The sequence below is a fragment of the Pseudoalteromonas sp. T1lg65 genome (genome assembly GCF_051930985.1).
Taxonomy (GTDB): domain Bacteria; phylum Pseudomonadota; class Gammaproteobacteria; order Enterobacterales; family Alteromonadaceae; genus Pseudoalteromonas.
Window position 1 is genome coordinate 3,659,024 of the sequence record NZ_CP196837.1, and the last position, 14,788, is coordinate 3,673,811.

Genomic DNA, 14,788 nt, shown 5'->3' on the forward strand with positions numbered 1-14,788 from the left:
AAGCAACGGTACGCGATTTTTGACTACTTATCTCATGTAAGTGTCAGGCATTTCGACTTGGGCCACACCAGAGTCAACCGCAGCTTCTGCTACAGCTCTTGCGATACGCGGTAGCAACCTTGGATCCATCGGTTTTGGAATAATGTAATGAGGACCAAACTCTAAGCTTTCAACATCTGCAGCTTTGAGCACTTCAGCAGGTACCGGTTCTTTGGCAATACTACGGATCGCCTCGACCGCCGCGATTTTCATTTCATCGTTAATCGCGGTCGCGCGCACATCCAGCGCACCACGGAAGATAAACGGGAAACACAACACGTTGTTAACCTGATTTGGATAATCAGAACGACCCGTCGCCATAATTAAATCATCACGAGCACCATGAGCAACTTCTGGACTGATTTCAGGATCCGGGTTTGAACAAGCAAACACCACCGGTTTATCTGCCATAAGTTTCAAGTCTTCTGCCGACAACAAGTCCGGACCAGATACACCCACAAACACATCTGCTTCTTCAATAACATCTTGCAAAGTGCGCTTGTCTGTATTGTTGGCGAATAGTTTTTTGTACTCATTTAAATCGTCACGGCGAGTATGGATCACCCCTTTTCTATCAAGCATATAAATGTGTTCACGCTGCGCCCCGCACTTGATGAGAAGTTCCATACACGCGATTGCTGCTGCACCCGCGCCAAGACACACGATGATCGCATCATGAATACTCTTACCTTGGATTTCTAGCGCGTTTAGCATGCCCGCAGCGGTAACGATAGCGGTACCATGTTGATCATCATGGAATACCGGTACGTCACAGCGCTCGATGAGTGCACGTTCAATTTCAAAACACTCTGGAGCTTTAATATCTTCTAGGTTAATCCCACCAAAAGTATCAGCGATATTTGCTACCGTATTAATGAAATCTTCTGTCGTATTATGATTAACTTCGATATCTATAGAGTCTAATCCAGCAAAACGTTTAAACAGTAAAGCTTTGCCTTCCATTACAGGCTTCGAAGCCAACGGCCCCAGATTCCCCAGACCAAGAATCGCGGTGCCATTACTGATCACTGCCACCAAATTACCTTTGCCTGTGTAACGATATGCATTCGTTGGGTCGGCAGCAATTTCACGGACAGGTTCAGCCACACCGGGGCTGTATGCAAGCGCAAGGTCTTTAACGGTTTCGGCGGGTTTGGTCAGCTCAACACTGATTTTACCTGGAACGGGTTTAGCGTGATAATCTAAAGCTTGTTGACGAAAATCGGTCATGGCGCGTTCTATTCCTACGATGTTTTTGTGAGAGTGTGAGTAACATTCGCATTGTTGGATGAGTAACCGTGACGCAATAAACGTAGCACTGGGCTACTCGGTGCAGTTAAGCATCAAACAGTGCGATTAACTATATGAGCAATGTAAACTCTACCTTGCCATACTTATACTAAAAACGTATTGCTAATTGAGCACATAGTTAATCGACCGCAGCTACACGATACCGAGTTTAAAGAGATATTCAAGTAAAATCAGGTCGATCCAGCATCAAGCAAATTCTGTTATTTTTCGTCGAAATTACCAGAATTTTTACGCAAAGTTTTCACATTTCAGTTTCTTTAAAGTGTCTATTTCTAGTGAAATTTGAGTATTTAATGGTGTATTTTTATCCACTTTTAGATAATTATTGATAAAACTCGATTTTAGTGAATTTTCACTTACTTTTACTGACTTTAAGCGCTTTATTAAAACAAATAATAGCCAAAGAGCAATTTTAGAGCAGAAAAATTTATTTACTACAATTCACTATAGATGCATAAATCTCTCATTCAAAACACCTGAAAAAATAGCCACCATTCAAGAAGAAAATAAAGTAAAAACTCTAATTTTTTAGTAAAGAAAACCTGCCATTTCTGCTTTTTCTAATCACATAACTAATAGACTATGTTGAGCTGCTGACTCGGTACTAGCAGGAGAAATCTAGTATCCATTGATTTGAATGCTAATTATACCAATTCACTTAATGAAGTGAGCTATTGGAAAAAGCTATCAATAAATAGGGACGGAGAAAAAATAATAAAAGAAAAACGCGCTTTAACGCTGATTTCAGGCGCAAAAAAAGCACCAAAAGGTGCTTTTTTTGCTAGACGACAAGAATTACTTCTTGCTGCTAAGTGCGCCGAAACGCTTGTTGAAGCGATCTACACGGCCACCTGTGTCAAGGATCTTCTGCTTACCAGTATAGAACGGGTGGCATGCAGAACAAACGTCTAGGTGAATATCTTTACAAAGCGTTGAACGAGTTTCGAACTTGTTACCGCATGAGCACGATGCTGTGATCGTCTCGTAATTAGGGTGAATACCTTCTTTCATAGCAACCTCTAGTTAAGGCCGTATCGCTCTCCAAACCCGAAGTCTGGCACCATACGTAGTTATACAAAAATTGTGGACGCGTATTTTAGGACTTAACCGTTCAATCCACAAGCACTATTTCTCTTTCTCTGGCAGTTTTTTAACCAGCTTATGGCTGCGACCAGTTCAGTATGCAAAAGTAGAGGTTTATTTCCCAGTGTGCCAACGTTATTCTAACCGCATCTACGACAATTGTTCCGTATTTCTATGCCCATTCTTGAAGTAGCAATAAAACTACCGCTACACCGTACGTTTGATTATTTAATATCGGAGATCGGTGATCTGCGCCCAGGTATGCGCGTACAAGTATCGTTTGCAAACAGAAAATGCACGGCTTTGGTACTGGCGATTAAAAGTCATAGCGATGTACCGCCAGAAAAGTTAAAAACAATTTCTTCGGTATTAGATAAACAGCCAGTGTTAACGCCACCACATATCGCTTTTTTGCAGTTTGTCGCGCAATACTACTGCCACCCGATTGGCGATACTTTTTTTACCGCACTTCCAGCGGTACTACGAGAAGGTGGACACCCTGATAAAACACAAATCCCAACCATTAGTCTAACGGAAAAAGGCAAAACGTTACCTACATTACGTTCTAAAAAGCAACAAGCCTTACTGAGTCAGCTAACTCATGGTGGGGAAATAAAACTGAGCGAATTAAAAGCGCTGGGCTTTGCGGCTCAAACCATTAAATCACTCGAAGAAAAAGCACTGATAGAGCAAACCATTGTTCACGACAAAGACTGGACAGAACAAACTTTGGCACTTGGTGATAAACCCACGTTAAACGAGCAACAGGCAACCATTTGTAGCGCAGTCAATGCGCAACAGGGATATCGTACTTTTTTAGTCGAAGGGGTTACTGGCAGCGGAAAAACGGAAGTCTATCTACAATGCTTGGAAAATGTCTTAGCCCAAGGCAAGCAAGCTCTGGTGCTGGTCCCTGAAATTGGGTTGACTCCGCAAACCGTTAACCGCTTCAAAAAGCGCTTTCAAAACATGCCCATTGATTTATGGCACTCCAACCTCACCGACAACGAACGACTACATACATGGCGGCGAGCAGAGCAAGGCAGCAACGCACTGGTGATCGGCACTCGCTCAGCGATTTTTTTGCCGTTTAAACATCTCGGCATGATCATCGTTGATGAAGAGCATGATAGTTCTTTCAAGCAACAAGATGGTTTGAAGTATCACGCCCGAGACTTAGCGGTGTATCGCGCGCATCAGCAACAATGTCCATTATTGTTGGGAACAGCGACCCCTGCACTGGACACATTACAAAAAGCATTAAGTAACAAATACCAATTGCTCAGCTTAACCAAACGAGCACAAACGCAACAAGACAACCAATTCCACCTCGTGGATATGAAGGGTCAACCGCAACAATGTGGCCTATCGCCAATGAGTATCCATTGGATGCAAAAAACGCTTAATCGTGGCAAACAAGTCATGGTGTTTTTAAATCGCAGAGGGTTTGCACCAACGTTAATGTGCCATGAATGTGGCTGGCTCAACACGTGTCAGCACTGCTCGACGAGTGCCACCTATCACCGCGCAATGAACCGTTTAGTTTGCCACCACTGTGGCGAACAAGATTTTGTGCCAAAACAATGTCCTGATTGTGGCAGCACCCAAATTATTCCAAATGGTGTTGGTACTGAGCAATTAGAGCAATTTCTCACTGAGCAGTTTACCGACATTCCATTGACTCGCATTGATCGTGACTCCACCCGAAAAAAAGGCAGCCTAGAATCTGCGCTGGATGAAATCAATCAAGGTGGCGCTAGAATACTAGTTGGTACACAAATGCTTGCAAAGGGACATCATTTTGCCGATGTGAGCCTGGTGATAATCTTAGATGTTGATTCGGGTTTATATTCTTGTGATTTCAGAGCCACCGAACAAATGGCACAACTGATCACTCAAGTTGCTGGTCGAGCAGGCCGGGCAGGTGAAGCCGGTACCGTGTTATTACAAACGCACTTTCCAGAACACCCATTACTACAAGATCTAATTAATAATGGTTATGGTGACTTTGCTCGTTATGCCTTGCAAGAACGTGAAGAAGCATTACTTCCTCCTTTTGCACACCTCGTGATAATTCGAGCAGAAGCAACAAATGTGAACTTTGTTCTGCGCTTTTTGTCGGATTTGGTTCCTGCTACCCCCTACCCTGGTATACAATTGCTAGGACCCATCCCTGCACCACTTGAACGTATAGCAGGGAAGTATAGATATCAGTTACACATACATGCACAACAACGCCCTGTACTGCATGACTATCTGGCACAGCTGGCTCGCTATATGAGTGAGCATGAACTGGCCAACAGAGTCAAATGGAGTATAGATGTCGATCCGATGGATACCTATTAATCAGTTATGGCACAACACGACTACATCAATAAGAAACCGACCAACAAAAAACAGCAAAAGACCAAACCAGCAAAGCAGCTGCCGGTTTTTGCGATTATTGCGGCGCTCGTGCTGATAGGCGGATTCGCCTATGGCCTTTGGTATATCAAGACCAACGCGGATCCTGAACAAGTCGAGCAAGCAAAGCATCCAACTCAGGTAGTGGAACAACCAAAAGCCAAGCCAAAGCCACGACCACCAGAATTCATAGAACAAATAAAGAACCATGAAATTCAAGTTGAAGTCAAAGAGATAGAAAGTAAGGGTCCTTACCAAATGCAATGCGGCTCTTTTAAAACATATGCACAAGCGGAAGAAATGAAAGCCAAAATTGCATTTGCTGGGTTAATTTCAGAAATCAGGCAAACAGAAGGCAGTAACGGTGTTTGGTATCGAGTTAGATTAGGTCCTTTTGATACGAAACGCCAAGCGGAGAGTGATAAGAATAAGCTCAGACGTGTTGGTATTTTTGGGTGTGCGATCTGGGGTTGGACTTGATTTTTGCAATAAAACCCATACCTCCCATTAATCATGAGTTACAAAGGCAAAATATGCCTAGAAAAGGATCACTATGACTACCATCGTTAGTGTTCGCCGCGACAACAAAGTTGTTATCGGCGGAGACGGCCAAGTCTCTCTTGGCAACACTGTAATGAAAGGCAATGCACGCAAAGTACGCCGCCTATACAATGGTAAAGTACTAGCGGGTTTTGCTGGCGGTACAGCCGATGCATTTACCCTATTTGAACGCTTTGAAGCAAAACTTGAAATGCACCAAGGCCACTTAACTAAAGCTGCCGTGGAAATGGCCAAAGACTGGCGTACTGACCGCGCATTACGTCGATTAGAAGCACTATTGGCTGTGGCCGATGAAACGGCGTCACTGATCATCACGGGTAATGGTGATGTTGTGCAGCCTGAACACGACCTAATCGCCATCGGCAGTGGTGGCAACTTTGCTCAAGCAGCGGCAACAGCCTTATTAGAAAACACAGAGTTAAGCGCACGCGATATTGTAGAAAAAAGCCTTAAAATCGCTGGTGATATCTGTGTATTCACTAATAATTTCCAAACTATTGAAGAATTGTAAGTAGGGAATAGTCATGACAGCAATGACGCCAAGAGAAATCGTACATGAGCTTGACCAACACATTATTGGTCAAGATAAAGCAAAAAAAGCCGTCGCGATCGCACTTCGTAACCGCTGGCGCCGTATGCAGCTTGATGAGGAGCTGCGCGCAGAAGTGACACCAAAGAACATCCTCATGATTGGTCCGACCGGTGTGGGTAAAACCGAAATCGCACGACGCCTAGCAAAGCTTGCTAATGCCCCATTTATTAAGGTGGAAGCGACAAAGTTCACCGAAGTCGGCTATGTAGGTAAAGAAGTTGAAACCATTATCCGCGACTTAGTGGAAGTTTCCTTCAAAATGACCCGTGAAGCGCAAACTAAAAAGCACCGCTATCGTGCAGAAGAAGCGGCGGAAGAGCGTATTTTGGACGCACTATTGCCACCAGCGAAAGACGCTTGGGGTGAATCACAGCAAACAGAAGACAGTTCAACCCGCCAAGTATTTCGTAAGAAGCTTCGCGAAGGCACTTTAGACGATAAAGAAATTGAAATCGATATCGCTGAAGCCGCACCTCACGTGGAGATCATGTCACCACCTGGAATGGAAGAAATGACCAACCAGCTGCAGAGCATGTTCCAGAACATGGGTGGAGACAAAAAGAAAAAACGTAAACTGAAAATTAAAGAAGCACTTAAACTGCTTGTGGAAGAAGAAGCCGCTAAACTGGTTAATCCTGAAGAGTTGAAAGAGCAGGCTATCGACGCAGTTGAACAAAATGGCATTGTGTTCTTAGATGAAATCGACAAAATTTGTAAGCGCGGTGAGTCTTCTGGTCCAGACGTGAGCCGTGAAGGTGTTCAGCGCGATTTACTGCCACTGATTGAAGGCTCAACCGTCAATACCAAACATGGTATGGTGAAAACAGACCATATTTTGTTTATTGCCTCTGGTGCATTCCAAATGGCAAAACCCTCTGATCTGATCCCTGAGCTGCAAGGTCGTTTACCGATCCGTGTAGAATTAGAAGCGCTGACGGCAAGTGATTTCAAACGTATTCTCACTGAACCAAATGCTTCACTCACAGAACAGCAGTTGGCATTGATGAAAACCGAAGACGTTACTATCGAGTTTACTGATGATGCTATTGAACGTCTTGCTGAGGCCGCTTTCCAAGTAAACGAAAAAACCGAAAATATCGGTGCTCGTCGTTTGCATACCGTTATGGAAAAGCTGATGGAGGAAATCTCGTTCGATGCCAGTGAAAAAGCAGGCCATACTTTCACCATCGACGCTCAGTATGTTGAGCAACATTTAGATATGTTGGTGCAGGACGAAGACTTAAGTCGCTTTATTCTATAGTAGTCATAAATATGGCAAGCAAGCGGGTATTCATACCCGCTTTTTTTAGGCTAACACTATGCAACAAGTAACCAAACTTCATTATCACGCTGTAAGTAAAATACTTGATGTCTATTTCGACAATGATTGTTGTTACACTTTGTCGGCGGAATTGCTGCGTACACATTCCCCTTCCGCAGAAGTCCAAGGCCACAGCCCTGAACAAAAACAACTGGTTATGAATAAACAATCAGTTGCAATCACGCACATCGAGCCTGTTGGTCATTACGCTGTAAGATTAACATTTGATGATGGGCATAACTCGGGATTATTTAGCTGGCAATATCTTCACCACCTCGCGCTGAATCAGGATCAACTATGGCAGGATTATATTCACGCGGTTCAAGAGTATAGTGAGCAAAAAGATAGTGTACCTATCAAATTTATACCTTAAAAAAACGCGCCTTCAAAAGACGCGTTTAATTATCGGTTTCTAAACTTTATACTTCGCTACCGCCTCATGTAATACTCTGGCTTGTTCAGCGACTTCTTCACTACTTTGCGCATTAGAGCTGGCATGTTCAGACGCAACCTGCGCAATATCTCTGATTTTAACTACGTTTTGATTCACCTCGGAAGCAACTTGGTTTTGCTCGTCAATCGCGGTGGCAATGTGAGTACTCATTTCCATGATGGTTTGTACATCCTCAGTGATCATACCAAGTAACTCACCCGCTTTTTCGGCTTGCGAAACACTCTCGCTACCCTGCTCTCGACACTGCTCCATGATATTCACGACCTCTCGAGTACGCTGCTGAAGCGTAGATATAATATTTTCAATCTCTCGAGTAGAGTCTTGAGTCCGTTGTGCCAGTGAGCGAACTTCGTCAGCAACCACAGCAAACCCTCTGCCTTGCTCTCCGGCACGGGCTGCCTCAATAGCAGCATTGAGTGCTAATAGATTTGTTTGTTCGGCAATACCACGAATAACATCCAACACCGAGCCAATGGTTTCGCCATCTTTTTCCAGCTGAGCGACGACATCAGACGCGCCACCTAATGACTCAGACAGCTCCATAATTAACTCGATGGTTGCTGTTACCTCTCTACGACCTTGCTGTGCGTTACCATTGGTTGACTCGGCTTTATGTGCTGCCTCATTGGTATTGTTCGATATATCTTGAATAGTCGCCTGCATTTCCGTTGCCGCAGTAGCCACCATATCCGCTTCATGTAACTGTTCGCGCGTGCCAGAACTGGTCTGTGCTGTCGTTTCTGTAAGGTGATTTGTGGCTTCATTAATGGTAGATAGGGCCACATTCACTTCGGCGATCAGATCTCTAAAATCAGAAATCAAACTATTAAAGTCCCTCGTCATAATGGTAATTTCATCATTGCCTGTTTGGTCGATTAGTAGACTCAGGTCGTTTTCTTTTCTGATCCTTTCAATCGTCATGTACACTCGTTCAACGGGTTCAACAATTGACCGACTAGTCGATAACACCAACACCATCACAATCACACCAGCAGTAATAAATACCGCAATGGCGATCATTTGTGTACGGCCCACATGGGCTTCGATCTCAGCCTTAGCTTGGTCGACAACTTCAACCACAAGACTATCACTGCGTTCAACGCTGGCTTTCATTTTACCCAGCGCTCCACTTTCGAGATCAAGGCCCAGCTTTTCTTGCGCTTTGACAAGTTGGTCAAATTTGCTCTGATACGTATTCAGAAAACCAAGTAACCGCTGTTGATAATCTTGAGTGAACCCCGCACCACGTATCTCATTGGTAAACGTACTAACCGCGTCATTAAAACTAGTTAAGTATTTTTTATCTAAACGCAGCATAAAATCTTTCTCTGCTCGCCTTAACTGCAGCATGCTAGACAACAGCTGATAGTTTTCTTGCTCTTTCAGAAGCGTTTCTACTTCATGTACCGCCGAACGAAGCTCACCGTAAAGAGAGTCTTTTGGGTGTAATCCAATGGTTTTTTGCAAAGCAACGACATTTTTAAAATCTTTATGATAGGCATCAACCAAACGCTTGAGTTCTTCTACGTTGCTAGCATCAATATCAAAGTCTGCAAACATGCTTTGCAAATCAGCAAGCTGACTGTTGAGTTTATTAAAATCATTTTCATGTTCGATCAAAGAGTCTTGATCTTTATAGAAGAGAAAGTTTTTTTCATGTTTGCGCATAGAAATCGCATGTACAGCCACTTCTTCCGCGTCTTGTATGGTTTGATTAAATCTCAACATCGTTCTGGCTTCATAGATGATTACTATGAGCATGATAATTAAGGCAATCCCTACCACTAGTGCATTCACTTGCAATCGACGTTTAATGGTTAAGTTTTCCAATAAAGCCATCGTCTCACCTGCAATATAAATTAATTATTTGCAAGTATAGCCGACTGACGCACAAGCTGCCTCAGAATATTATTTTTTTATATTTTATATTACAAAGAGTTACATCATGCCGCTTTAACAGCATGGTGGTTAACACCAAGCCACAATTGTCGATGTAATGAAGCAACATCTTGCCAATCTTTACGTAGCAACCACTGGATCAATGGCGTTGGATCTGATGGAAAATGTATTGAGCTATTTTTATTAGTGCCAAGCCATTCCTCTAACGCATTGCTGCTTAGATAATTCATGACCTGCGCTAGGCCAAGCGAGGCCAATGTTTGGGCGTTGTTCTGCTGCTCAAATTGGCCATCCAACGGTTTCAATAATAGCTTTTTTCCTAATTTTAACGCTTCACTGGAAAGTTCAAATCCGGCATTGGCAACAACGCCACTCGTGTTCGTCAAATCATTGATAAATCCTTCCCGGCTTGGAGAGCGCAAATGAATATGTTGTATAGAATGGTTTTGCGCTTGAGGGTGATAGCAATAAAATTCTTTGTCAGGAAAGTCTTTTAACAACTCAACAATACTATCTAGGTCCTCAAATGGTAAGTACACTAACACCTTGTTTGCAACTGACGGACATTGCTCACCTGGAGGATTGTAGGGAATAAACGGAGGAATAATATTTTCAGCAAACGGATGCCAATGCACACCCAAATGTACATCCGCCGGCGCGAAATACTTGATTAATCCTCGGTGCCAAGGTTGCACCGCATATTGAGGAACATCATTGAACAAGTAGGAAGCCTGATGGCTCATCGCAATCACTGGCTTTTTAGCCATTTTTCCCGCCCATGCACTGATCGGCTCAAAGTCATTAAAAATAAAGTCATAACTGGAAACATCCAGTTGCTTCACATCTTTGATAAACTGCCCAATTTTAAGTGACTTAATCGTTTTTAGATGGTTCAGCTGACCATGCTCGGTAACAAAAGATAATCCTTTGCAACTGCGGTAATCACCAAAAATAGACATATCGAAGTAGTCTTCAGATGCACGCCCAGAAAAGAAGTAATCGACCTCAATACCAAGCTTTTCAAAACCACTTGCCATCACTCTTGCACGTGTAGTGTGGCCATTCCCTGTTCCCTGAACACCATATAAAATCTTCATATACTTCCTATAATTACTATCGCCACGCTCGCACAAGCGGTTCCCATTAGACCGCCAACTATTACATCAAGAGGGTAATGCACCCCTACAACTACTCGTGATACCGAAACGCCTGAGGCCCAAATCACCAACGGTAAAGACAAAACCGGGATCTGCTCCATTAAGCAAGTTGCATATAACCAAGCTCCCGCACTATGACCGGAAGGCAAGCTAAATTTGTCACTAGGGGTCAATAATGCCTGCACCGCATGACAATCACATGGTCGAAGCCGCGCAATGCGATTTTTTAAATAAAAATACAGCGGTCGTTCAATCAGAAACGCTAACACGGCTGTTAACGCGAAGCGCTGACCTAGCTGTTCTAAAAATAATGCACACAGTATCGCTACCAAAACGTATAAACCACCGTTACCGCTTTTTGATAGGCCTAGAGCCGCTAACCTCTGCCAATGTTTTGGCCGAGGACAAAAGACGATGAAATATAATGCGGTATCGAGTTCAGCAAGTTTCGTTTTCATAGCTGCTCTACTTAAATTGCTCACATTCTCAGCATAGAAGAGCAAAATAACAATCCCGTGACATTTTTAAGACACAAATATGTATGTTGAATCAAAGCATTGCTTAGCAAGAGTATGAGAGTATACTGATTGATGACTGTTAATACTCGAGGGTTAGTTATGGAATACAGCACTTCTGATTTGTGTGATCACTTTGCCGATGTCGTCGATGTTTTAGAACCGATGTTTATCAACTTTGGTGGTCAATCAGCATTTAGTGGCCGCATCACGACAATAAAATGTTTTGAGAACAACGAACAAATCTTAGAAGTACTTCAACAAGATGGAGCGGGCCGAGTGTTACTAGTAGACGGTGGCGGCTCAACGCGTCGTGCACTTATCGATATAGATCTTGCTGAACTCGCAGTCGAAAACAACTGGCAAGGCATCATTGTTTATGGTGCTGTAAGACATGTCGATGAACTGGAAGAGTGTGACCTTGGTGTTCAAGCGATTGCGTCAATTCCGGTAGCTGCCGACAGTGAAGGCAGTGGCGAAGTCGGGATCCCTGTCAACTTTGCAGGTGTCTCTTTCTACGAAGATGATTTTGTCTATGCCGATTCAACAGGTATTTTGATTTCTGCTGAAGAGCTGGTTTTAGAAGAAGACGAAGAATAACGCACCAAATGAACAATCCTGCAAAAATATATAATGAAACCAGCATTTCTGCGCTTGTTGAGGAACGCTCAGGGGAAACTCGTGTTTGGCAATCTATTAGCTTTTTACAAGCTGCCAATGACTTCTCTGCCGCTCTAAAAGATGCGGCACAGTTTGGCATTAGATATGTGATTGTCGGCATTGCCGAAGATATCGGCCCTCGTGCCAATTGTGGCAAAGGTGGAAGTCATGAAGGTTGGCATGCTTTTCTGAAGCGCTTTTTAAACCAACCCGTGAATGAATTTTTAAACGTCGATAAAGTGCTACTGCTTGGCGAAGTGGATGTGCAAGATCTCCAAACTACCAGCGAAGGTCTGGACAACCGCGATAAAGAGCAATTAGCTCAATTGCGAGAATTATGTGGGCATGTGGATTCTAGGGTTATTGCGGTGTTGAGCGATATCTTTGCCGCCGGCTTGATACCTATCGTCATTGGCGGTGGTCATAATAACGCCTTTGGGATATTACAAGCACACTTGAATGCTAAAGCGACTCCTGCGGGGGCAATAAATTTTGATCCGCATGCCGATTTTAGAGCCCATGAAGGTCGCCATAGTGGCAATGGATTCAGCTATGCGTTTTCCAACGGCGCACTGCATGATTATCATGTCATTGGACTCCATGAGCAAAAGAATAATCAAACCATCTTGGATAACTTAAATACCGCAGGTTTCTCTTATACCAGCTATCAAGAAATTTGTGTCAGACGAACGATTTCTATTACTAGAGCTTGCCAACAGGCGATTGATTCAAGAGCAATTACGTCTCCACTTGGTATTGAATTAGACGTTGACGCTATTGTTGGTATGCCGGCTAGCGCTCTGACTTATCAAGGCTTTTCAAGCCAAGATGCTGAGCATTTCGTGCATCTATGTGCCAGTGACAAACGAGCCGCATACTTGCACCTGTGTGAAGCTGCACCTGCACAACATCCTCAAGGTAAAGAAGCAGGTATGCTGCACTGTTCACAAATCCTTGCGGCCTTAGTCAATGCGTTTTTATCTGCAGCCAGGTAACCGGTTTCAACTCGAGTAACGAGGTTTTAATCGACACGCTGCTGAGATTTTATCCAGCTTATCAACTTGTCGCTACTTTTCGGCTCACAATGTAAGTTACCTTGTGCAGCCGTGGTGCCCAATGATTTTGCAAAAGCCAATTGCTGGGGCGTTTCGATGCACTCACCTATCACTTCGCAACCGTGCCTGAGGTGGACTTCTACGACTCCCTGTACGACCTCTTTGACTGCTTCGACGCGTTCAGGTGAGCTAGTCATTGATGCTGCAAGTTTAATGTAATCGAACCTTAGTTCTGGGACTTTGGCTAAGACTAACGGTGCTTCGCCAAAACGGTCTGCACACAACCCAACGCCCAAGCGTTTCAAACGACTCATCATAGCAACCGATTCTGGAGAAATTTCAGCGATAAGTGACGACGGATATTCGATAATAATATCGCCGGGATCTAGCTGATGCTCGTGCAACTTGGTATCTACAAACTCAATAAATGCTTCATTGAGCAATTCCGGGCCAAAAATATTGATACTGATAGGCGTAATCAGATCTTCAACACGCAGTGCCATAGCAAGTTCACATGCTCGTTCGAAAACAAATTCTGCCACAGGAATGGCTGATCCTACTAATTTAAGGTCTGCAATGAACTCCGCAGCACTCAACAAACCTTGGGTTGGGTGATGCCAACGTAGTAAAAGCTCTACAAATTCAACCCCTTGATCACTGTGTCTAATGACTGGTTGAAAATACACAGCAAAGTCTTGATGGAATTTCACCTTGGTAAGTTCACTTAGTCTTTCTTGTTGAGCTAACCACTCGATCCGCATTTTGTGTTGGTAAGGGCTGATTGTTCTGTTTGGGTAGTGGTCAAGCGCAAGATACGCACATGCCAATAAGGCGTCTAACTCTCCAGACTCTTCCTCACAATTTACATAACTGGCTCGTGCAGATATTTCAATGGTGCAGTTACCTACATTAAAGGGCGTTCTTGTTTTCGCGATGATTTCTTCAATCAGCTGCTTGTGAAAATGCCGACTTTGAATGAGTGAACAAATAAACGCAAATTGCAAGCCACCTAAATGCGCTACCCGATTGATATATCGACCACTACCGATCGGCATCACATCCATCAGTTGGACACATTCTGCAATTCTATTTGCCGATTGAGTGAGCAGTAAATCACCAAATTCCCTCCCCAAATGCTGATTCACTTGTATAAACCCTTCCAAGCGAATTAACACTAAGATGCTGGTTGCCGCTGTTCGATCATACTGCATATATGCATCACGAAGTGCTTCAGTATCTGGCAGCCCTAACTCAGTATGCGAATCAATCGCACCTCCTGGCACTACATCCATTGTGCTTTGCGGAGTTAATTCAATGAACATCAGAGCAAAGAACCAAAGTAGTACGCCAATCGCAAAGTAGTAATATGGTAGGTCCAACCATAATACTAAGAGTAGCTGTACCACCATCAGCACAGTACTTAGACAATGACATACGATCAAAGTGTTCTGCTGATTTATTACAGCCAAGTAAATTGGTAACAGCATGAGAGCGCATAACACATACACCAGCGCGCTACTATTGGTTAATAACAGCAATACTGTCAATACGGCGCTGAGCGTATACGTCAACTTAGTCGGTAGTGAAACAATACGAATGTTTAGTGTTAAGATAGCAACAATAACAGCGCCAATTAACCCTGAGGCAATTGGCGTTATATTGATTGATGTTCCTTCATGCAACCCTATTTGCGACCCTAGCGCAATAAAAGTTGTCAGCATGTTAGACCAACATAGTG

At 43.6% G+C, this 14,788-nt stretch carries 13 protein-coding genes; 7 read left to right on the forward strand and 6 right to left on the reverse strand.

What is annotated here, in order from left to right; all coding sequences use genetic code 11:
* Positions 1-27: 27 nt before the first annotated feature.
* Both ACSLBF_RS16275 and rpmE read right to left on the reverse strand, forming a co-directional pair.
* Complete coding sequence (locus ACSLBF_RS16275) at positions 28-1,269, reverse strand: malic enzyme-like NAD(P)-binding protein (protein WP_440054391.1); 1,242 nt, start codon at positions 1,267-1,269, stop codon at positions 28-30.
* An 876-nt stretch (positions 1,270-2,145) separates the two neighbouring features.
* Complete coding sequence (gene rpmE / locus ACSLBF_RS16280; protein ID WP_010607053.1) at positions 2,146-2,361, reverse strand: 50S ribosomal protein L31; 216 nt, start codon at positions 2,359-2,361, stop codon at positions 2,146-2,148.
* 246 nt (positions 2,362-2,607) lie between these two features.
* Here rpmE and priA point away from each other — a divergent pair, with 246 nt between their 5' ends.
* The 5 genes from priA (at position 2,608) to ACSLBF_RS16305 (ending at position 7,683) form a co-directional block, all read left to right on the forward strand.
* Positions 2,608-4,779 (forward strand): primosomal protein N', encoded by a 2,172-nt coding sequence (gene priA, locus ACSLBF_RS16285; RefSeq protein WP_440054392.1) that lies wholly within the window; start codon positions 2,608-2,610, stop codon positions 4,777-4,779.
* A gap of 6 nt (positions 4,780-4,785) precedes the next feature.
* Positions 4,786-5,316: an SPOR domain-containing protein gene (locus ACSLBF_RS16290; RefSeq protein WP_440054393.1), complete on the forward strand. Its 531-nt coding sequence runs from the start codon at positions 4,786-4,788 to the stop codon at positions 5,314-5,316.
* Positions 5,317-5,389: 73 nt separating this feature from the next.
* Positions 5,390-5,908 (forward strand): ATP-dependent protease subunit HslV, encoded by a 519-nt coding sequence (gene hslV / locus ACSLBF_RS16295; protein WP_440054394.1) that lies wholly within the window; start codon positions 5,390-5,392, stop codon positions 5,906-5,908.
* 13 nt (positions 5,909-5,921) lie between these two features.
* On the forward strand, positions 5,922-7,250 hold the full coding sequence (gene hslU, locus ACSLBF_RS16300; protein WP_440054395.1) for an HslU--HslV peptidase ATPase subunit: 1,329 nt from the start codon (positions 5,922-5,924) through the stop codon (positions 7,248-7,250).
* Positions 7,251-7,308: 58 nt separating this feature from the next.
* Complete coding sequence (locus tag ACSLBF_RS16305; protein ID WP_440054396.1) at positions 7,309-7,683, forward strand: gamma-butyrobetaine hydroxylase-like domain-containing protein; 375 nt, start codon at positions 7,309-7,311, stop codon at positions 7,681-7,683.
* A 39-nt stretch (positions 7,684-7,722) separates the two neighbouring features.
* On the opposite strand, the gene ACSLBF_RS16310 is transcribed toward ACSLBF_RS16305, so the two are convergent.
* From ACSLBF_RS16310 to ACSLBF_RS16320, 3 genes are all read right to left on the reverse strand, one after another.
* A complete protein-coding gene (locus tag ACSLBF_RS16310; protein WP_440054397.1) occupies positions 7,723-9,603 on the reverse strand; it encodes a methyl-accepting chemotaxis protein in 1,881 nt (626 codons plus the stop codon).
* 104 nt (positions 9,604-9,707) lie between these two features.
* Positions 9,708-10,760, reverse strand: coding sequence for an MJ1255/VC2487 family glycosyltransferase (locus ACSLBF_RS16315; RefSeq protein ID WP_440054398.1), 1,053 nt, complete (start codon positions 10,758-10,760; stop codon positions 9,708-9,710).
* On the reverse strand, positions 10,757-11,278 hold the full coding sequence (locus ACSLBF_RS16320; RefSeq protein ID WP_440054399.1) for a phosphatase PAP2 family protein: 522 nt from the start codon (positions 11,276-11,278) through the stop codon (positions 10,757-10,759). The genes ACSLBF_RS16315 and ACSLBF_RS16320 overlap by 4 nt, the downstream gene beginning before the upstream one ends.
* 159 nt (positions 11,279-11,437) lie before the next feature.
* Here ACSLBF_RS16320 and rraA point away from each other — a divergent pair, with 159 nt between their 5' ends.
* Positions 11,438-11,935, forward strand: coding sequence for a ribonuclease E activity regulator RraA (gene rraA, locus ACSLBF_RS16325; protein WP_440054400.1), 498 nt, complete (start codon positions 11,438-11,440; stop codon positions 11,933-11,935).
* A gap of 8 nt (positions 11,936-11,943) precedes the next feature.
* A complete protein-coding gene (locus ACSLBF_RS16330; RefSeq protein ID WP_440054401.1) occupies positions 11,944-12,990 on the forward strand; it encodes an arginase family protein in 1,047 nt (348 codons plus the stop codon).
* Between the two features lie 26 nt (positions 12,991-13,016).
* On the opposite strand, the gene ACSLBF_RS16335 is transcribed toward ACSLBF_RS16330, so the two are convergent.
* The gene (locus tag ACSLBF_RS16335) at positions 13,017-14,771 is read right to left on the reverse strand and encodes an EAL domain-containing protein (protein ID WP_440054402.1); all 1,755 of its coding nucleotides are present in this window, start codon (positions 14,769-14,771) and stop codon (positions 13,017-13,019) included.
* Positions 14,772-14,788: the final 17 nt, after the last annotated feature.